The organism is Rhodoferax lithotrophicus, assembly GCF_019973615.1.
GTDB classification, from domain to species: domain Bacteria; phylum Pseudomonadota; class Gammaproteobacteria; order Burkholderiales; family Burkholderiaceae_C; genus Rhodoferax; species Rhodoferax lithotrophicus.
In genome coordinates, this window is record NZ_AP024238.1 from 1,767,336 (window position 1) to 1,786,714 (window position 19,379).

The following is a 19,379-nucleotide window of genomic DNA, read 5'->3' on the forward strand; positions in this document are numbered from 1 at the left end:
AATTCAGACTACACAAAGTCAGATAACACGTTGCCATTTATCTTGAACGAGCAATTCACAGGGTTGAAATCGTGTTTTGTAAGACATTTTTGAGCAAGCTTCAATCCAATACCCCAGGTACACATAGGGCAGGCCAAGGACTTTGGCCTGCTGAATTTGCCAGAGTACGTTATAGGTTCCGTAACTTTGCCCTTCTTGTGGGTCGTAAAAGGTATACACGGCGGACAAGCCATCCTCAAGCTGATCAATGATCGACACCATTCGCAGCACACCTTCATCATTTTCAGTCTGGTGTTCACGAAACTCGACCATGTATGTGTTCACCTCGGTGTTCACAAGGAATTCAACGTATTGGTCTACATTGTCCTGATCCATGCCACCACCCGTGTGCTTGGCTTTCTGGTAACGCTGGTAAAGTAGGTAGTGCGCATCTGAAAAATGTGGCTTGCAAATGAGTGCCTCAAGCAAATTGTTTTGCTTGAGTGCGCGCCGTTGGCTTCTGTTGGGCTCAAACTCTTGCACTGGAACACGGATTGATTTGCAGGCTTGGCAATGATCACAAAGGGGTCTGTAAACAAACCCGCCACTGCGGCGGAAGCCTTGGCAGACCAGGGCGCTGTAAAGCCTGTTGTTCATTTGGTTGCCAGGGTCGGCTACCTGAGATCGAGCAATGTGCCCCTGGATATAGCTGCAGTTGTACGCTGCTGTGGCATAAAACTGAATGGTGATGCTGGAGAGGTCTGGCTGATGGGTCACGTTGGGATGGCTTCAGAGCCAAGGTCAAACCATGTTATCGCGCTTGGTGCGTGCGCGGGCCAGCGCAGCTTCAATCACCGCACGTTTTTTGTCCAGCACAACCGGGTCCGTATGCTGGGAGTGGTGCGTTAGATTGGACAACTTGAGCAAGGCTTTCTTTTCAAGCCTTATGTCATTTTCATCCTTCTCACGCTTGCTCTTGTAGCTATGAAAATCATATCTTTCTCGGGATTGTTCAGCTTGTGCCACTGACCAGGCGGCCCAGCCAGTGTGGGTGCCAGAAACGATTTGGACCTCCATGCAGTCTACCGGGCACACTGGCAAGCACAACTCACAGCCAGTGCAATAAGACTCCTGCACTGTGTGCATGAGTTTGTTCATTCCGACAATGGCATCCACCGGGCAGGCTTTGATGCACAGGGTACAGCCAATACACCAAGCTTCATCAATAAACACCACAGTGCGCGGACCTTCCAGCCCATTGGTCGGATTTAGTGGTTGCACGGGTAGCCCGGTAAGGGCCGCTAAGCGCCGCACACCTTCTGTACCACCCGGTGGGCATTGGTTGATCGGGGCTTGACGGTCAACAATGGCCTTCGCATAGGCAGCGCAGTCAGGATATCCGCAACGCGTACATTGCGTCTGCGGTAGCACCGCCAGCAGTTCGGCGGCGCAGGGGTTCATCCTTTACGTTGGGTCGACTGTTTGGGGGCAACTGCAGGCTTGGCAGGTTGAGCTGCATTTTTCACTGCAGAACCCGCTTCAGGCTTGATGGTTTTGGACTTGGCCGGGATGGCTTTCTCAAGCGGCGTTGCCACCACCGGTGCATGACTGCTATTGAGTTCAGGGTGGGTGGTTTGGATGTGAATATCTGCCTGGCTAGCGGCTTCTGGCAACACAAAGGCAACTGCTTCCGGCTCAGACTTTGCCAAAGGAGTGTCCGCAACCACCACCGGTTTTTCCTGTGCAACCTTGGGTTGATACTGCAGGATAAAGGCTTTCACTTGTGGGTAAACCACTTCACGCCAGCGGCGTCCGGCAAAAATACCGTAATGACCGGCACCTTCTACTTCTATGTGTTGCTGCATGGCTTTGTTGGCCCCACTACAGATGTCGTGCACGGCTCTGGTCTGTCCAGAGCCCGAGATGTCATCCAACTCGCCTTCAACTGACAGCAGCGCTGTGGTTTTGATGTCCTCTGGGTGCACGCGCTCCACTTTGCCATCTACACCCTTGACATCCCATGTGCCGTTGACCAGATTAAATTCCTGGAAGACGGTGGCAATGGTTTCCAGGTAGTAGTTGGCATCCATGTCCAATACGGCGTTGTATTCGTCATAGAACTTGCGGTGTGCATCGGCACTGGCACCGTCGCCTTTGACCAAATCCTCAAAATAATCGTAGTGACTGCGGGCGTGGTTGCTAGGGTTCATGGCCACAAAGCCAGAATGCTGCAAAAAGCCTGGGTACACCTTACGTCCTGCGCCTGGAAAACGGGTCGGCACGCGGTAAATCACATTGTGCTCAAACCAATCAATACTCTTGTTCATGGCCAAGTTGTTCACCGCCGTGGGTGACTTGCGGGCATCAATCGGGCCACCCATCATGACCATACTCAGTGGCGTGAGCTCGTTACGGCTGGCCATCAAAGACACGGCAGCCAATACCGGCACGGTGGGCTGGCACACGCTCATCACGTGGCAGTTACCATAGCGTTTCTGTACGTGGCGAATGAATTCCTGCACATAATTAACGTAATCATCCAGGTGGAAGTCACCTTCAGAGGTTGGCACCAGACGGGCATTGGTCCAGTCCGTGATGTAGACCTTGTGGTCTTTCAACATGGTTTTAACGGTATCACGCAACAGTGTGGCGTAGTGGCCTGACAAAGGGGCCACGATCAGCACTGCGGGCTGACCTTTGAGCTTGGTGAGTGTGCCCACATCATCGGTAAAGCGCTTGAAGCGGCGCAGTTCACAAAAGGGTTTCTTGATCTCAACACGTTCGTGAATAGCCACTTCAACGCCGTCCACATCCACGGTGCGCAGTCCGAACTCTGGTTTTTCGTAGTCTTTGCCCAAGCGGTGCAGCAAGTCATAGCCAGCCGAAATACGTTGGGCCATAGGATGTTGGCCCAGCAGAGATAATGGGTTACCGTAGATCTTGGCCGCAGATTGGGCCAGATCGGTAAAAGGCTCCATCAGCGAACGTTGGGTTTCGTAAAGTTTGTAGAGCACGGAAGATCACCTTTTGAAAAATGTTGCAGTGCAATATAACAGGTTTTGCACTGAGTTGTCTGACACAAATGTTACTTTAAACGCCTGAGTTAGAGGCGATACCTCTCCATGATCAATCTCAAACCATCCGTGCGTATGCCCGTGTTCTTCGTGGGGCATGGTAGCCCCATGAATGTGATCGAAGACACCACTTATCGCCAAAGCTGGCAGGCGCTGGGTCACGAGTTTGGTCAAAAATGGCCCAAGCCCCAGTTGATTTTATGTATTTCAGCCCATTGGCTCACCCAAGGCTGGTGGCTGACAGCCATGGCGCAACCCAAAACCATCCATGATTTTGGCGGTTTCCCGCAGGCTTTGTTTGACCAGCAATATCTGGTGTCCGGCTTTCCGGCTGCTGCGCAAGAATTGGCGAGCTTGCTGATCCAGCCAGACACGCAGCAGCCCCTGTATCTCGATGAGCAAACCTGGGGCCTGGACCATGGTGCCTGGGGGGTGCTCAAACCCATGTTCCCGTCGGCCGACGTTCCGGTGATTCAGCTCAGCATGGATGCCAGCCAGCCCATCCCCATGCACTACCAGTTGGGGCAACAGCTGAAAAAACTGCGCAACCACGGCGTACTAATCGTCGCCAGCGGCAATATCGTGCACAACTTGCGGGCACTGCGCCGCGATGCCCCCGATAACCAGACCTATGACTGGGCGATGAGTTTTGACCAAGCTGTGGCACAGCTCATCGAATCGAACCAACTACCAGCCTTGCAGGATGCGCCCCAACTGCCCACCTATGGTTTGGCACACCCCACGAGCGATCATTTTCTGCCCTTGCTTTATGCGGCAGGGGCGGTGGAGGTTGGTGAGCCCATGCGCTTTTTTAACACCGGTTTTCAGGCTGCATCCATCTCGATGCGCTCGGTGATATGGGATTGATTTTTATGAAAGAAATGAGCCTCTAGACCTTGTTTGATAAGTACAAGTAGCTCTTTTTTGGGTAGCTATGGACGCATTGAAAAAGTCATCCAGGCGGGCACTGGGCCAATTGGCAGGCTAAATCGCTCAAGGCTTGGTAAGCCACACCAGCTTGTGTATCCCAAAGTGAAACTGCCTGACCCTGCTGGGCAACCAGTGCGGCATCTCCGCGTGCTGCTGGCCCGGTCAGTGCAGCTTGGGGGCCAAGCTGCACGATGTTGTTCACTGCATTCGTCAGCAGCGTGGCCCGCATCTGTCGGGCCAACTCTGGGGGCATGTTGACGTGTTGCCACAAACGTTCTGCCAGGTCTTGCAGCACCGGCAAAAAATTGGTGGCAAACACGGCACCGGCGTGGTAGAGCAGTTTGTCCGCACTCGCCAGCTCAAAACAGGTCGCCCCCAATTGAGTGAACAGGGTACGCAATACCGGCAAGGCCTGGGTATCCCCCTCCAGCGCACAAGGTGTACCGGCAAATTGCCCAAGTGCGGTGGCCGGCTGGGCAAAACTCAGCAGGCAGTGTGCGCTGGCTACCTGCCAACCCTTGGTCTGCAGGGGGTGTAACTCACTGGCACACAGCGCCCCGCTGCAATGAAAAACCAGTGCGGGTTGCATGCCCTCAAGTTCGGCCAGAGCAGCTGCCATGGGCGCAATCTGCCCGTCTGGCACGGCCAGCATCCACAGGTCTGCCGCTGGCATGGTTCGCAGCTCGGTGTGCGCTTGCCCCGTGCCGATGAAATCAACCGCCGCCTGGGCAGAACTGGCGTGGCGGGTCAGTACACCCTGCACCCGGTAGCCCGTGCTTTGGGCCAGCAAGCGCCCCAGCGTCTGCCCAACCCGCCCTGCACCCAAGATGTTGATCGATTGCATGTAAAAAATACTATCAAAAAAATAGCTGCTTGCGCTTATTTTAAAAGCGCTAGGCAGCTATTTCATATAAAAAGTGCAGGGCATATCAGCCCTGCTGAGGGTATCAGATCACTTTGGCAATGGATGCGCACACATAGTCAATGTTCTTGCTGTTGAGCGCAGCCACACACATACGACCTGTGTCGGTGCCATACACACCAAACTCATTACGCAGGCGCACCATCTGGTCTTTGGACAGGCCGGAGTAGCTGAACATGCCAATTTGTGTGGTGATAAAGCTCATGTCCTGGGTAATACCGGCAGCTTTCAGGCCATCCACCAGCTTCTGGCGCATGGCTTTGATGCGCACGCGCATATCGCCCAGCTCTTTTTCCCACAGCGCACGCAGCTCAGGCGTGTTCAACACCGTGGCCACCACCGCGCCGCCAAAAGTGGGCGGGTTGCTGTAGTTGGTGCGAATCACAATCTTCAGCTGGCTCAACACGCGTCCAGCTTCCTCTTTGTCGGTACACAACACACTCAATGCCCCGACACGCTCACCGTACAGGCTGAAGCTCTTGCTGAAAGAGGTGGCCACAAAAAACATCAGCCCAGCGGCGACAAACTTGCCTACCACCGCACCATCTTCGGCCAGACCGTAGCCAAACCCTTGGTAAGCCATGTCCAGGAACGGCACCAGGCCACGCGCCTTGACGGCGGCAATCACCTGATCCCACTGCGCAGGGCTGATGTCGTAGCCGGTTGGGTTGTGGCAGCAGGCATGCAACACCACGACGGTGCCCGCTTCTGCGGCATTCAGGTCAGCCAGCATGCCGTCAAAGTTCAGATTGCGGGTGGTTTCGTCGTAGTAGCGGTAGCTTTCCACCTTGAACCCGGCATTGGTGAACAGGGCGCGGTGGTTTTCCCAGCTCGGGTCGGAAATCAGCACCTTGGCTGCGGGGTTGAGCTTTTTCAGGAAGTCTGCGCCTACTTTCAGGCCGCCAGTGCCGCCCAGGGCTTGTACCGTGGCCACGCGGCCAGAGGTGACCGGCTCACTGTCGGTACCAAACACCAGTGATTTGACGGCCGTGTCATAAGCGGCAATGCCGTCAATGGGCAGGTAACCGTGTGGTTTGGGGGCATCCAGCATGGCTTTTTCAGCGGCCAATACACATTGCAGCAGGGGCAGCTTGCCATTGTCATCAAAGTAAACACCCACGCCCAGGTTCACTTTGGCTGGGTTGGTGTCGGCATTGAACTGTTCGTTGAGGCCCAAAATAGGGTCGCGCGGGGCCATTTCGACAGCGGAAAAGAGAGACATGGTGGGTTCCTGTTGGGAGTGGAGAAGAAGGAAGGTTGGCGAGAAAACTTGAAAGTGTGAAGCACTGTTCTGGTTTACCCGCATTTTATCGGGCGTTCGGGCTCAATTGGACGGGTCGTTGGATCCGGTTTGTGCGGCGATCTGCAACGCGACATCACGCCGGGGAAATGACTTTGAGCGCAAGTGGCTACGGTGGTCATGGAGTTCTTGCTGAGCTTGTGGCGGGTTCTGTTGATCTATTTTTATGAAGAATAAGGCTGTAGTGCTTGTGTAACTTGCGTAAGTTGCTATTAAATTAGGATTAAAAATTCGTTCAAATCAAGGTTGATGAAGTTGAGGTCGGCCAGCAAGCTGATGTGTCCATCCAACGCCACGTTGGCCGGGACGTGTTTTCTGACGATGACCTGCGTCTTCACGAGTGGGTCACGTTGGTGGTCACACCATCGCGCAACACGCATTACATTGAGAGTTGCCTGAAGCGTTTCCGGCAATTGGATAACATGACTGGTTGCCCCGACACCTTGATTGCCACGCCATGCCCGCACCGACCCCGATCACACTTGCCTCTGCCGATGATGCCGAACACGTTCGTACCGGCACCTTTGTCAGCTATCCTGATTCGCCGTTCGAGCTGTACCAGCCTTACCCCCCGGCAGGAGACCAGCCCGAAGCCATCCAGCAATTGGTGGACGGTGTCAACGATGGCGAGGTGTTCCAGATTCTGCTGGGGGTGACGGGCTCTGGCAAGACCTTCACCATGGCCAACACCATTGCCCGGTTGGGGCGGCCCGCCATTGTGTTTGCACCCAACAAAACGCTGGCGGCGCAGCTGTACAGCGAGTTCCGCGAGTTTTTTCCCAAGAACGCGGTGGAATACTTCGTCAGCTACTACGATTACTACCAGCCCGAGGCCTATGTGCCGCAGCGTGATTTGTTCATTGAAAAAGACAGCGCCATCAACGAGCACATCGAACAAATGCGCTTGAGCTGTACCAAGAGCCTGCTGGAGCGGCGCGATGTGGTGATCGTCGCCACCGTCTCGGCCATCTACGGCATTGGCCAGCCCGAGGCGTACCACCAGATGGTGATGACGCTGCGGGCCGGCGACAAGCTGGGCCAGCGCGACATGATTGCCCAGCTGGTGCGCATGCAGTACCAGCGCAACGATGTGGACTTTTCACGCGGTGCGTTTCGCGTGCGCGGCGACACCATCGACATCTTTCCGGCCGAACACTCCGAGATGGCGATTCGCGTGGAGTTGTTTGACGACGAGATCGAATCACTGCAACTGTTTGACCCGCTCACCGGGCGCATCCGGCAAAAGATTCCACGCTTTACCGTCTACCCCAGCAGCCATTACGTCACGCCCCGAGAGCAAGTGCTGTCTGCGGTGGAAGCTATCAAAATTGAACTCAGCGACCGGGTCAAAGAATTCGTCAGCCAGGGCAAGCTGGTCGAGGCGCAACGCCTGGAGCAGCGCACCCGGTTTGACCTGGAGATGCTCAGCGAGGTGGGCCACTGCAAGGGTATTGAAAACTACTCGCGGCACTTGTCTGGCTCGGCCCCCGGTGAGCCGCCTGCGACGCTGACCGATTATTTGCCCAAAGATGCAGTGATGTTTCTGGACGAATCCCATGTGTTGATTGGCCAGTTTGGTGGCATGTACAACGGCGACCGTTCGCGCAAGACCACGCTGGTGGAGTACGGTTTTCGTCTGCCCAGCGCGCTGGACAACCGGCCGCTCAAGTTTGAAGAGTTCGAGACCAAGATGCGTCAGGTGATCTTTGTCTCGGCCACGCCCGCACAGTGGGAAAAAGACCACGCGGGAAAGGTGGTGGAGCAGCTGGTGCGCCCCACCGGTCTGGTGGACCCCGAAGTCGAGGTGCGCCCAGCGACCTCCCAGGTCGATGATGTGCTGCAGGAAATCCGCATCCGCGTCGAGAAACACGAGCGTGTGCTGATCACCACCCTGACCAAACGCATGGCCGAACAGTTGACGGATTATTTGAGTGACAACGGTGTCAAGGTGCGCTATCTGCACAGCGACATTGACACGGTGGAGAGGGTGGAAATTCTGCGTGACCTGCGCCTGGGCACCTTTGATGTGTTGGTGGGCATCAACTTGTTGCGTGAAGGGCTGGACATTCCCGAGGTGTCGCTGGTGGCGATTCTGGATGCCGACAAGGAAGGTTTTTTGCGCTCCGAGCGCTCATTGATTCAAACCATTGGTCGTGCCGCCCGCAATCTGGAGGGCAGGGCGATTTTGTATGCGGACAAGATCACCGATTCCATGCAACGTGCCATTGGCGAAACCGAGCGTCGCCGGGTCAAGCAACTGGCGCACAATCAAAAGTATGGCATCACCGCCCGTTCCATCGTGAAAGAGGTGCGTGACCTGATTGATGGCGTATACAGCGAAAAAGCTGGCAAAGAGGCTGAAAAGCTGGAGCGTGACGCCATGCAGCGCGCCCAGGTGGAAGACATGAGTGAAAAAGATATTTCGCGTGAAATCAAGCGGCTTGAAAAACTCATGATGGAACACGCTCGTAATCTTGAGTTTGAAAAAGCGGCACGGGTGCGGGATCAACTGGCCATTCTGAAAGAGCAGGCTTTTGGTGCTGCGGGGAGTGATCGTTTGTCAGTGCTGGTGGCAGGCAAATAACCCTAAAAAATTAATTAAATAGTCTATTACCCGACTAAAACACTATGGTGTTGTGTATACTTGACAGCGTTAGTCAACTTAACGCATGCCTCAATCACTCTGATTTTTGCAGAGCCTGAGGTCAGGCCGATTAAGTGACCTGTTTTTACTGAACACCAGGAGTATTGTCATGCGCCTCACTACCAAAGGTCGTTTCGCGGTCACAGCGATGATTGATCTGGGCTTGCGCCAGTCGGCTGGCCCTGTCACACTGGCCGCCATCAGCCAGCGCCAGCAAATTTCCCTGTCTTATCTGGAGCAGCTTTTTGGCAAGCTTCGGCGTAATCAGTTGGTCGAGTCTACCCGTGGTCCAGGCGGCGGCTACACCTTGGCGCGTTCGCCTGCAGACATCACTGTGGCCGAGATCATCACCTCGGTGGATGAGCCGATGGATGCCACACAGTGCGGCGGTAAGGAAAACTGTCTGGGCGAAAACGCCCGCTGTATGACGCATGAGCTGTGGGCATCACTCAATGTCAAGATGGTGGAGTTTCTGGATTCGGTCAGTTTGCAAAAGTTGGTTGACGATCAAATCGCCAAAGGTTTTGAACTGGAAGAAAAGCCAACGCTCAAGCGGGCCATTTCCAGCATGCCAGTGATGCAGCCGATTCGTGTCAATGCACCCAATTCCGTGTTTGCGCTGGGTGCCAGTTTCGCCAAGATGTAACTGAAACCTTTCACCAAGAGAAACCTATGGACAGCACGCCACACTTTCCCATCTACATGGATTACAGCGCCACCAACCCCTGCGACCAGCGGGTGGTGGATGCCATGATTCCCTGGCTCCGTGAGCATTTTGGCAATCCCGCCTCGCGTAGTCACGCCTGGGGCTGGGAGGCCGAGGCGGCCATCGAAAAAGCACGTGAACAAGTGGCGGCCCTGATTGGGGCGGACCCTCGTGAAATTGTCTGGACCAGTGGTGCCACCGAATCCAACAACCTGGCCCTCAAGGGTGCGGCACATTTTTACCAAACCAAAGGCAAACACATCATCACCGTCAAGACCGAGCACAAAGCCGTGCTGGATACTTGCCGTGAGCTGGAGCGCCAGGGGTTTGAGGTGACTTATCTGGATGTGCAAGCGGACGGCTTGGTGAATCTGGAGTCCTTCAAGGCCGCGATTCGGCCAGACACCATTTTGGCCAGCGTGATGTTTGTCAACAATGAAATTGGTGTGATTCAAGACGTGGCGGCCATTGGTGCGATTTGCCGCGAAAAGGGTGTGATTTTCCATGTGGATGCTGCCCAGGCCACCGGTCGTGTGGCGTTTGATATCAGCAAGCTGCCCATTGATTTGATGAGCCTGACTTCGCACAAAACCTACGGCCCCAAAGGTATTGGTGCGCTGTTTGTGCGCCGCAAGCCGCGCATCCGTATTGAGGCCCAAATGCACGGTGGTGGTCATGAGCGTGGTATGCGTTCGGGCACCTTGCCCACGCACCAGATTGTGGGTATGGGCGAGGCCTACCGTATTGCCAAAGAAGAAATGGCCGCAGAGCTGGTCAAGATTCAGGCTCTGCATGACCGCATGGTCAAAGGGCTGCAAGACATTGAGCAAGTGTTCATCAACGGTCACCTGACGCAACGTGTGCCGCACAACCTGAACATCAGCTTCAACTATGTTGAGGGTGAATCCTTGATCATGGGCATCAAGGGTTTGGCCGTCAGCAGCGGCTCGGCCTGTACGTCGGCCAGTCTGGAGCCCAGCTACGTGCTGCGTGCACTGGGTCGCAGCGACGAGCTGGCTCACAGCAGCTTGCGCATGACGATTGGCCGCTGGACGACCGAAGAAGAAATTGACTACGCTGTCGCCACCATCAAGGAAAACGTGGCCCGCTTGCGGGAACTCAGTCCACTGTGGGACATGTACAAGGAAGGCATCGACATCAGCACCATCCAATGGGCTGAGCATTGAACTGACTTAAAGAGGTAAACAAAATGGCATATTCTGAAAAAGTGGTAGACCACTACGAAAACCCCCGCAATGTGGGCTCGTTTGATAAAGGTGACGAGTCAGTGGGTACCGGTATGGTGGGTGCACCAGCTTGTGGGGATGTGATGAAGCTGCAAATCAAGGTCAACCCCGAGACCGGCGTGATCGAAGACGCACGCTTCAAAACCTATGGCTGCGGCTCGGCTATTGCCTCAAGCTCGTTGGTCACTGAATGGGTCAAGGGCAAGACGCTGGATCAGGCTTCTGCATTAAAAAACAGTGAGATTGCCGAAGAACTGGCCTTGCCACCTGTCAAAATCCATTGTTCTATTTTGGCTGAGGATGCAATCAAGGCGGCGGTCAATGACTATCGTCAAAAACACACTCAAGGTCAACCGGCTTAAATTTCAAAACGCCCCTGGGCTTGAACCGGCCTTGGGGGTGATCCTTTGACGCAGACTTCGTAAAAACAAATCATGGCTATCACGCTGACCGAACCCGCTGCCCGGCATGTGACCCGCTATCTGACCAAACGTGGTCAAGGTGTGGGTGTGCGCCTGGGTGTCAAAACCACCGGGTGTTCCGGTATGGCCTACAAACTGGAATACGTCGACGAAATCGGCCCGGAAGACATGGTATTCGAAGGCTTTGGTGTGAAAGTATTGGTAGACCCCAAAAGCTTTGCCTACCTGGACGGTACCGAGCTGGACTTTGTGCGTGAAGGCCTCAATGAAGGCTTCAAGTTCAACAACCCAAAAGAACGTGACCGCTGCGGCTGCGGCGAATCTTTTCGTGTTTAAAGCTACTGCGCGAATGCCATGCGTCGTTGCGCGGTGCTCGAAATCCTCACGTACCGAAGTACGTTCCGGTTTCTGCGCTCCGGGCGCCTAGCCTGACATCCGCTCGCTACGCTTTTAATCACGAAAAGATCATGAAATCTCTCCAATCCAACGACTTTGAGCTGTTTGCTCTGGAGCCGCGCTTCCAGCAAGACCGTGCGGTGCTTGACGCGCGCTGGAAAGACCTGCAACGCCAGGCGCACCCGGACAAATTTGCTGACCAAGGCGCTGCCGCCCAGCGCGTGGCCATGCAATGGTCGGTGCGCATCAACGAGGCCTACCAGCGCCTGAAAGACCCGCTCAAACGCGCGGCCTACTTGTGCGAATTGCATGACGCACCTGTCAACGCAGAGAACAACACCGCCATGCCAGCCGCATTTTTGATGCAGCAAATGGAATGGCGCGAGGCCCTGGACGATGCCCATAGCGCCGAAGATTTAGAGAGAATCAGCCTCCAGTGCAGACAGGCTGTGCGCGAGGTGCTACAAAAAATAGAGCAACTGCTGGACCAGTCCAAGGACTACACCGCCGCCGTGGCGCAGGTCAGGGCGCTGATGTTCATTGAGCGATTTACCGCAGATGTCAACGCCCGGCTGGACCAACTCGATCTTTAAACAACTTGGTGGCGCACGCTGCTGCGCACTGCGTTCCGATACATAGCATGGCCTTACTTCAAATTTCCGAACCCGGGCAAACGCCTAACCCGCATGAGCGGCGCATCGCCATTGGCATTGACCTGGGCACCACCCATTCGCTGGTGGCCAGTGTGCGTCACGGCGTGGCCGAATGTCTGCCGGATGCACAGGGGCGGGTGATTCTGCCCTCGGTGGTGCGTTACCTGGCCGGTGGTGGCCGCCAGATTGGTGATGATGCCCTGGCCGGTGGTGTGGCTGACCCGGAAAACACCATTGCCTCGGTCAAACGCTTCATGGGGCGTGGCTTGAAAGACGTGGCCCTGGCCGCCAAGCTACCCTACCAGTTTGTCGATCACCCTGGCATGCTCGGCATTCAGACCGTGCAGGGCGAAAAATCTCCGGTCGAGGTGAGTGCCGACATTCTGGCCACTTTGCGTTACCGCGCCGAAGACACTTTCAACAGCGATTTGTATGGTGCCGTCATCACCGTGCCCGCTTATTTTGACGATGCCCAGCGCCAGGCCACCAAAGATGCCGCCCAACTGGCTGGCCTTAACGTGCTGCGCCTGATCAACGAGCCCACTGCCGCCGCCATTGCCTACGGACTGGACAACGCCAGCGAAGGGGTTTATGCCATTTACGACCTGGGTGGCGGCACGTTTGACATCTCCATCCTGCGCCTGACACAAGGTGTGTTTGAGGTGGTGGCCACCGGCGGTGACTCGGCTCTGGGTGGTGATGATTACGACCATGCGCTGGCCGATTGGGTGTTGATCCAAACCGGTGCCAAGGCGGCTCTTGCCACCGACAAAGCCGCCTTAAAAGCCGCTGCCCGTGCCTGCAAAGAAGCTTTGACTACTGCAGAATCAGTAGCATTTCACGCTGAATTGACGGGCGCTACAGTGCATTTTGATGTCAAAAGATCAGATTTTGAGGCCGCTACCCAATTCTTGACCGCGCGCACCCTGCAAGCGGTGCGCAAGGTGCTGCGTGATGCCCAGTTGGCTGATAACGAGGTCAAAGGTGTGGTGATGGTGGGGGGCTCTACCCGCATGCCGCACATTCAGCGCGCCGTGGGTGAGTTTTTTGGTCAAACCCCTTTGACCAATCTGAACCCGGACGAAGTGGTCGCGCTGGGTGCGGCCATTCAGGCCAACCAGCTGGCGGGCAACAACCCCGGTGGGGATTTGCTGCTGCTGGATGTGATACCGCTCTCACTCGGCATCGAGACCATGGGCGGCCTGACCGAGCGTATTGTGCTGCGCAACGAAACTATTCCCACCGCCAAAGCCCAGGACTTCACCACCTACATCGACGGCCAGACTGCGCTGGCACTGCATGTGGTGCAGGGCGAGCGTGATCTGGTGGCCGATTGCCGCAGCCTGGCGCGTTTTGAGCTGCGCGGTATTCCGCCCATGGCCGCTGGCGCCGCACGTATCCGGGTGACTTTCACGGTGGATGCGGATGGGCTGTTGAGTGTGTCGGCGCGTGAGCAAGGCAGTGGTGTTGAGGCGCAAATTGCCGTCAAACCCTCTTATGGTCTGGCCGATGACCAGATTGCCCGCATGCTGGCCGAGAGTTTCACCACTGCCGAGGCCGATATGCAGGCCCGCGCTGTGCTTGAGGCGCGGGTGGATGCGGACCGCATGATTCTGGCCACGGTGAGCGCCCTGAATGCGGATGGTGATTTGCTCAGTGATGGCGAACGCGCCGAGATTGACCGCCTGATGCAAGACGTGCAGGCTGCCCGCACACTCACCGATGCCAAAGCCATTGAAACCATCACGCTGGCCTTGGCCAAGGGCACCGAAGCCTTTGCCGCGCTGCGTATGAACCGTGGCATCCAGCACGCGCTGGCTGGCAAAAACATTGCAACCATTTAAGTAACAGGACCTTGCGGGTCAGACCACTTTGCACAACCAATGTGTTCTGACCCCAACCAATGACTATGCCCATCATCAAAATCCTGCCCCACGCCGAATACTGTCCCCAGGGCGCTGAAGTGAGCGCACCGGCGGGTACGTCCATTTGTGAAGCGCTGCTGGAGCACCACATCAACATCGAGCACGCCTGCGAGATGAGCTGCGCCTGCACCACCTGCCATGTGATCGTCAAGGAGGGTTTTGAGTCGCTGGCCCCGTCCGAGGAAGAAGAGGACGACCTGCTGGATCGCGCCTGGGGCCTGCAACCCAACTCGCGCCTGAGCTGCCAGGCCATTCTGGCGCAGAAAAATCTGGTGATCGAGATACCCAAATACTCCATCAACCACGCCAAAGAGAATCATTGAAACTTTGCAGGACAGATCTTTAGCGCTGTCCCCAATTGACTATGCGACAAATATTTCTCGACACCGAAACCACCGGTCTGTCTGCCGACAACGGTGACCGCATCATTGAAATTGGTTGCGTGGAGATGCTGCACCGCAAGCTCACTGGCAACAATCGCCACATTTATGTGAACCCTGGGCGTGACAGCCATGAAGAAGCACTCAAGGTGCACGGCATCACCACTGAGTTTTTGAAAGACAAGCCCAAGTTTTCGGAAATTGCCGAAGACCTGATGGACTATCTGAAAGGTGCGCATGTGGTGATCCACAACGCGCCGTTTGATCTGGGTTTTTTGAACATGGAGCTGGCCCTGCTGGGGCAGCCACCAGTGATGAGTGTGGTGGCCAGCATCACCGACACCCTGGTCATGGCCAAAGAGCTGTACCCCGGCAAGCGCAATTCACTCGATGCCTTGTGTGACCGGCTGGAAGTGGACAATTCGGGCCGTACCTTGCACGGTGCGTTGCTGGATGCCGAGCTGCTGGCTGATGTCTACATCAACCTCACCCGTGGGCAGGAAACCCTGCAGATGGACGATGCCTCGGCGCTGGATGCCAGTGGCAATAAACCGGCCGCCATGGATTTGAGTGGCTTTGTATTGCCGGTGATTCAAGCCAGCGAACAAGAGCTTGAGGGTCATGAAGTGGTGCTGGTGCAGATTGACAAAGAAAGCAAGGGCAAAACGGTCTGGCGCACGCTCAGTGCAGTCCAATAAGCTGCTCATTTGGAGCCGTAAACCAGTAACTGCTGCACGTCCAGAATGTGGATTTCCTTGCGGTCGATCTGGATCAGTTTTTGTGCTTCCAGGTCATGTAAGACGCGGGAGAAATATTCGGGGGTGAGTGACAGCCGCGAGGCGATGGTGCTTTTGTTGGCTGGCAGTGACACGGTGAGTGTGGTTTGTGCGCTGAGGCTGGACGCATCCACATCACGCAGCAAATAACCGATGAGTCGCTGCAACCCATTTTGCAAGGCATAACCTTCCACGTCTTGAATCAAGCCATGCAGGCGACGCGAAATACCTGCCAGCATGTGCAGGGCAAAGTGTGGGTCTTGCTCAATTTCGTTGTACACCCCTTTTTTGCTGACATTCACCAGCGTGGTGTCACACAGCGCCTGCGCACTCAAAATGTAAGGCTTGTTCAAAAAAACCAGTGCTTCCGCAAAACTCTGGCCTGGGCTGATGATTTCAATGACTTTTTCATGGCCCGCCTGCGACACCACAAACAGCTTGACCTGCCCTGAGACGACGATGTGGAAGGCCTCACAAGCATGGCCCACCATAAAAACCATGCCACCCTTGGGGTAAGTGGCGATCCGGCTGCTGGTGGCGATACGTGCCAGTTCTTCAGGGGACAGACCGCTGAACAAGGGGGAGCTGGCCAAAAAATGCGGCATGTTGAAAAAACGGGTGTTCATGATCTGGCTCAGGCAAGGTTGACGGCCTGGCCCAACGTGTCAAACGCGATCATGTTGGCAAATGAGCCGAGTTTGATGGCCTCCACCATACGCTCCAGCACGGGTTCGGCGGCTTCACTGGTGGGTGGTTTTTCTCCCTGGCCAGACAGTGTGCTGACAAAAACAACTTGCCAGCGGGGGCCAAACTGGCCGGCTTCATGTGCCAGGCGTTCAAAGTTGCCAATTTCATCCGGGGTTTTATCCACACACATGGCTGGCACCAGTGCACCGCCTTCGCCTTGCGCAAATTCAGCACGCTGTTGTGGCGTGGCATCGTCAGGCAACTCGGCGCTGGCAAACACCAGCAGCAGGCGCTGGCCTTGTGGCTGCTCACAGGCGGCCAGTAAAAGATCATCAAAGTTTGAAATGGTCATGAGGTTTATCTCGTGTTGTATGCCGCATCAATTTCATTGAATATGGGCTCTGAAAGATGTTCAAGATAGGGGCCGTTACCGCTGTGTGATGCTGTTGAAGCAGGAATGAAGTGACCACTTTTGACATCAAACACATGTACTTCGCCATCCTCTAGCACATAGTGCCAACCATGCAGCGTTAATAGACCGGCTTCAACCTGTGAGCGCACCATGGGGTAACCCATTAACCGTTCCAGTTGCAAGACCACCGCACGTTGTTCCGTTCGGCGCAGGGCCTCTGGTGTGACCTGTACCGGTAACACCGCTTCACGGCCCAATCCCAGCCAGACCGCCAGATTTTTGGCTTCTGGATCAACTTCTTCGTACAGGGCACGAATACCGCCGCAATGGGAATGCCCACACACCACAATACGTTCAACTTTCAGGTTCAGCACCGCGAACTCAATCGCTGCGGAGGTGCCGTGGTAACCGGCTGAGCCGTCATAAGGGGGAACAAAGGCCCCCACATTACGCACCAGAAAAAGCTCGCCTGGGCCCATACCTGTCAAAAGATAGGGTACCAGACGTGAATCCGAGCAACCAATAAACAAAATGGTGGGGTGCTGGCCGTCGGTGACCAGGGACTGAAACTGTTCCTGTACGCCCGGAAAGGTATGGTCATGGAAACGGCGAAGGCGTTCTAGCAGATCGTCTGGCATACCATTTCCATCCTTCTGATTGAGACAGTAGGTGAACCTACTGTACCAGTGCAGACTCCGCGCAGTCCAGTTCCAGTCCGACAAGTTGTGCCTCTGCGGCCAATAGACTCAGGTATTGGCGCAGTGCTGTGACAAAGGTTTGTTGTTTCAGCGTCATGGCCACCGCACCTTGAACCGATTCAAACGCTTGTGCCACACCCGGCTGGCGGCCCAGGATTTCCACCACGTGCAGGCCAAAACGGCTGTGTACCAAACGGGGCAATACGCCAATTTCCTTGTGACCAAACAGTTCCTTGGCAAACTCTGGCGCACAGTCAGACGTGCTCAACCAGCCTAATTGACCACCTTCTGCACCACTGGGGCAGTTGGACAAATGGCGGGCCTGCTTGGCAAAAACATCTTCTGTGTTTTTGCCGTCGTGGCAGCGCACATTCAGCAGCGTGGCTTCGGCCTGTTTGCGCAAGGCATTCAGATCCACGCCAGGGGTGACGGCAAACAAAATATGGCGTACCTCCACACGCTCACCGGTGGTGTAGGTCGCCTGGTTGGCTGCATGGTGGCGGCGGCAGGCCTCTTCAGAGGGCTCCGTCACCAGCACTTCTTGCTCCAGCAGCGCCTCAATGGCTTGTGAGGCAGCTTCACTGAGCACGCCATCTGTGCCAGGTGTGTCGCTGGCGGCCAGCAAGCCTTTTTGAATGGCGGTCTGGCGCAGCAGTTCCGAATAGGCCCGCTGGTGCAGGGTGTCGGTGTCCAGCACTTCATCCGGGCGTCTAATCGTCACCCCATTAATGGTAGCCAAATCGACCTCTAGCGTTTGATCTGATTGCATAAGGTGCTCCTTAAACCGTAGTTTTTGGTTGGTTACGACCGGCCGGCACATTCAGGCGACGGGCCCGCACCACCTGGTAGGGGCGCAGCAGGTAAGCCACTGAACCAAAGCCGCTCCAGACGTGAACCAGACGGGTGAACGGGAAGATCAGGAAGATGCTCATGCCGAGGAACATGTGGGCTTTGAAGATCAAGCCGGCTTCGGTCAGCAGTTCGGTGGCACCGGGTTGGAAGGTGACGATGGCCTGCGCCCAACCGGCCAGTTTCATCATCATGCTGCCGTCCATGTGCTGGGCTGACAGCGGCACGGTGGCCAGGCCCAGTGCCAATTGCAGCCACAACAGCACCAGCAGCACGATGTCACTGGTTTTGGAGTTGATGCGAATACGTGGTTCGCTCAGGCGGCGGTGCAGCAAAAGCGTCACCCCCACAAAACCCAGCAGCCCGGCCAGGCCACCGCTGACCATGGCCATCAGTTGCTTGTTGCCTGCGCTGATGAAGTGTTCATACACAAAGTGTGGGGTCAGCATGCCCACGGTGTGGCCAAAGAACAGGAACAACACACCAATGTGAAACAGGTTGCTGCCCAGCCGTAGCTGCCCCATTTTCAGCATTTGTGAGGAATCGCTTTTCCAGGTGTACTGGTCACGGTCAAAGCGCAGCAGGCTGCCCGCTACAAACACCACAAAGGCGATGTAGGGGTAGAGGCCGAACAAGAAGTGGTCAAGGGTGTTCATAGTGGAGCTCCTGCAGTGGCGTTGGCAGCTGCGCTGGTACGGGCGGTTGCCGCATCGGTTTTGACGAAGTGAATAGGTTGGGGTTGATCAGGTTTGCCCTGGCCTTTGACGGAACAGCCGTCAAACACCACGGGTTCTTCCCAGGCAGCATCGAGTGACTCATCGGCAGCCACCTTGACCGCTTGCGCCTTTTCACCACTGAGCTCAATCAGGGTGCCGAGCACCGTGGCGTAAGGTGTGTTGCGTTGTTGCAGGGCGCTGAAGATGGCGTTGAGGATGTGGGCCATTTCGCCCAAAAAGGCCCGTGCTTCCTGGGGCGGTTGGGTGGAGGCATACTCAAGCACGACCGGCAGGTAGTCGGGCAGTTCGCCTTCGGCCAGAAACAGCCCGGCTTTTTCATAGGTCTGGGTCAGGTCAATCATGGCGGGGCCGCGGTCACGGGAATCCCCGTGCACATGCTCAAACAGATGTAATGAGGTGGCATGTCCGCGGTCAAACAGCTCGACGTAATCGGCTTCAATTTGCAGCGTGTCCCCCTGCGCGATGTTGTCCATCAAGGTAAACAACTCGGCCTGGCGTGAGCGGGTCACCGCCTGCTCGGACTGTATGGCAGCACGCATGTCAGCCAGGTCAGCGCGCAAAGTCGCATTCGGGTAAGACAGCAGCCGTGCCAGCACGCGCAGGCTGCGCGACATGCCGGTGATGTTGGAGATAAGTGACATG

General features: G+C 55.8%; 21 protein-coding genes. 10 read left to right on the forward strand and 11 right to left on the reverse strand.

The window, feature by feature from the left end; genetic code table 11:
• Positions 1-18: 18 nt before the first annotated feature.
• From LDN84_RS08155 to LDN84_RS08165, 3 genes are read right to left on the reverse strand one after another with little or no spacing between them, the layout of a single operon-like run.
• Positions 19-756 carry an arginyltransferase gene (locus LDN84_RS08155; RefSeq protein ID WP_223910956.1) on the reverse strand — a complete coding sequence of 246 codons (738 nt, stop codon included), beginning with the start codon at positions 754-756 and terminating at the stop codon, positions 19-21.
• Positions 757-780: 24 nt separating this feature from the next.
• On the reverse strand, positions 781-1,440 hold the full coding sequence (gene rsxB / locus LDN84_RS08160) for an electron transport complex subunit RsxB (RefSeq protein ID WP_223910959.1): 660 nt from the start codon (positions 1,438-1,440) through the stop codon (positions 781-783).
• Complete coding sequence (locus LDN84_RS08165; RefSeq protein WP_223910962.1) at positions 1,437-2,993, reverse strand: polyhydroxyalkanoate depolymerase; 1,557 nt, start codon at positions 2,991-2,993, stop codon at positions 1,437-1,439. The genes rsxB and LDN84_RS08165 overlap by 4 nt, the downstream gene beginning before the upstream one ends.
• A gap of 108 nt (positions 2,994-3,101) precedes the next feature.
• On the opposite strand from LDN84_RS08165, the gene ygiD reads away from it, so the two are divergent.
• Positions 3,102-3,920 carry a 4,5-DOPA-extradiol-dioxygenase gene (ygiD, locus tag LDN84_RS08170; protein WP_223910964.1) on the forward strand — a complete coding sequence of 273 codons (819 nt, stop codon included), beginning with the start codon at positions 3,102-3,104 and terminating at the stop codon, positions 3,918-3,920.
• A gap of 85 nt (positions 3,921-4,005) precedes the next feature.
• Here the strand turns inward: ygiD and LDN84_RS08175 are convergent, their stop codons facing one another.
• Together LDN84_RS08175 and LDN84_RS08180 are read right to left on the reverse strand one after the other, a co-directional pair.
• Positions 4,006-4,827, reverse strand: coding sequence for a Rossmann-like and DUF2520 domain-containing protein (locus tag LDN84_RS08175; RefSeq protein WP_223910968.1), 822 nt, complete (start codon positions 4,825-4,827; stop codon positions 4,006-4,008).
• A 103-nt stretch (positions 4,828-4,930) separates the two neighbouring features.
• Entirely contained in the window at positions 4,931-6,127 is a 1,197-nt protein-coding gene (locus tag LDN84_RS08180) for an amino acid aminotransferase (RefSeq protein ID WP_223910971.1), read from the reverse strand.
• Between the two features lie 535 nt (positions 6,128-6,662).
• On the opposite strand from LDN84_RS08180, the gene uvrB reads away from it, so the two are divergent.
• The 9 genes from uvrB to dnaQ all read left to right on the forward strand — a co-directional run bounded on the left by uvrB (position 6,663) and on the right by dnaQ (position 15,276).
• Positions 6,663-8,789, forward strand: coding sequence for an excinuclease ABC subunit UvrB (gene uvrB, locus LDN84_RS08185; RefSeq protein WP_223910973.1), 2,127 nt, complete (start codon positions 6,663-6,665; stop codon positions 8,787-8,789).
• A 169-nt stretch (positions 8,790-8,958) separates the two neighbouring features.
• A complete protein-coding gene (locus LDN84_RS08190) occupies positions 8,959-9,495 on the forward strand; it encodes a Fe-S cluster assembly transcription factor (protein ID WP_223910975.1) in 537 nt (178 codons plus the stop codon).
• A 26-nt stretch (positions 9,496-9,521) separates the two neighbouring features.
• Entirely contained in the window at positions 9,522-10,742 is a 1,221-nt protein-coding gene (locus LDN84_RS08195) for an IscS subfamily cysteine desulfurase (RefSeq protein WP_223910979.1), read from the forward strand.
• 23 nt (positions 10,743-10,765) lie between these two features.
• On the forward strand, positions 10,766-11,164 hold the full coding sequence (iscU, locus tag LDN84_RS08200; protein ID WP_223910982.1) for a Fe-S cluster assembly scaffold IscU: 399 nt from the start codon (positions 10,766-10,768) through the stop codon (positions 11,162-11,164).
• A 72-nt stretch (positions 11,165-11,236) separates the two neighbouring features.
• The gene (gene iscA, locus LDN84_RS08205) at positions 11,237-11,560 is read left to right on the forward strand and encodes an iron-sulfur cluster assembly protein IscA (RefSeq protein ID WP_223910985.1); all 324 of its coding nucleotides are present in this window, start codon (positions 11,237-11,239) and stop codon (positions 11,558-11,560) included.
• A gap of 131 nt (positions 11,561-11,691) precedes the next feature.
• Complete coding sequence (hscB, locus tag LDN84_RS08210; protein WP_223910988.1) at positions 11,692-12,213, forward strand: Fe-S protein assembly co-chaperone HscB; 522 nt, start codon at positions 11,692-11,694, stop codon at positions 12,211-12,213.
• A gap of 47 nt (positions 12,214-12,260) precedes the next feature.
• Positions 12,261-14,117, forward strand: coding sequence for a Fe-S protein assembly chaperone HscA (gene hscA / locus LDN84_RS08215; protein ID WP_223910991.1), 1,857 nt, complete (start codon positions 12,261-12,263; stop codon positions 14,115-14,117).
• Positions 14,118-14,182: 65 nt separating this feature from the next.
• Positions 14,183-14,521 carry an ISC system 2Fe-2S type ferredoxin gene (gene fdx, locus LDN84_RS08220; protein ID WP_223910993.1) on the forward strand — a complete coding sequence of 113 codons (339 nt, stop codon included), beginning with the start codon at positions 14,183-14,185 and terminating at the stop codon, positions 14,519-14,521.
• 41 nt (positions 14,522-14,562) lie between these two features.
• The gene (dnaQ, locus tag LDN84_RS08225) at positions 14,563-15,276 is read left to right on the forward strand and encodes a DNA polymerase III subunit epsilon (protein ID WP_223910996.1); all 714 of its coding nucleotides are present in this window, start codon (positions 14,563-14,565) and stop codon (positions 15,274-15,276) included.
• Between the two features lie 5 nt (positions 15,277-15,281).
• Here the strand turns inward: dnaQ and LDN84_RS08230 are convergent, their stop codons facing one another.
• The 6 genes from LDN84_RS08230 to narJ are packed head-to-tail and all read right to left on the reverse strand — an operon-like array spanning position 15,282 to position 19,378.
• Positions 15,282-15,980 carry a Crp/Fnr family transcriptional regulator gene (locus LDN84_RS08230; protein ID WP_223910999.1) on the reverse strand — a complete coding sequence of 233 codons (699 nt, stop codon included), beginning with the start codon at positions 15,978-15,980 and terminating at the stop codon, positions 15,282-15,284.
• Positions 15,981-15,988: 8 nt separating this feature from the next.
• Positions 15,989-16,393 (reverse strand): ribonucleotide reductase subunit alpha, encoded by a 405-nt coding sequence (locus LDN84_RS08235; protein ID WP_223911002.1) that lies wholly within the window; start codon positions 16,391-16,393, stop codon positions 15,989-15,991.
• Between the two features lie 5 nt (positions 16,394-16,398).
• The gene (locus LDN84_RS08240) at positions 16,399-17,091 is read right to left on the reverse strand and encodes a carbonic anhydrase (RefSeq protein ID WP_223911005.1); all 693 of its coding nucleotides are present in this window, start codon (positions 17,089-17,091) and stop codon (positions 16,399-16,401) included.
• Positions 17,092-17,128: 37 nt separating this feature from the next.
• Positions 17,129-17,920 (reverse strand): peptidylprolyl isomerase, encoded by a 792-nt coding sequence (locus LDN84_RS08245; RefSeq protein ID WP_223911007.1) that lies wholly within the window; start codon positions 17,918-17,920, stop codon positions 17,129-17,131.
• A gap of 10 nt (positions 17,921-17,930) precedes the next feature.
• Entirely contained in the window at positions 17,931-18,656 is a 726-nt protein-coding gene (gene narI / locus LDN84_RS08250; RefSeq protein WP_223911009.1) for a respiratory nitrate reductase subunit gamma, read from the reverse strand.
• On the reverse strand, positions 18,653-19,378 hold the full coding sequence (narJ, locus tag LDN84_RS08255) for a nitrate reductase molybdenum cofactor assembly chaperone (protein WP_223911011.1): 726 nt from the start codon (positions 19,376-19,378) through the stop codon (positions 18,653-18,655). Before narJ ends, narI begins: the two co-directional genes overlap by 4 nt.
• Position 19,379 lies beyond the last annotated feature (1 nt).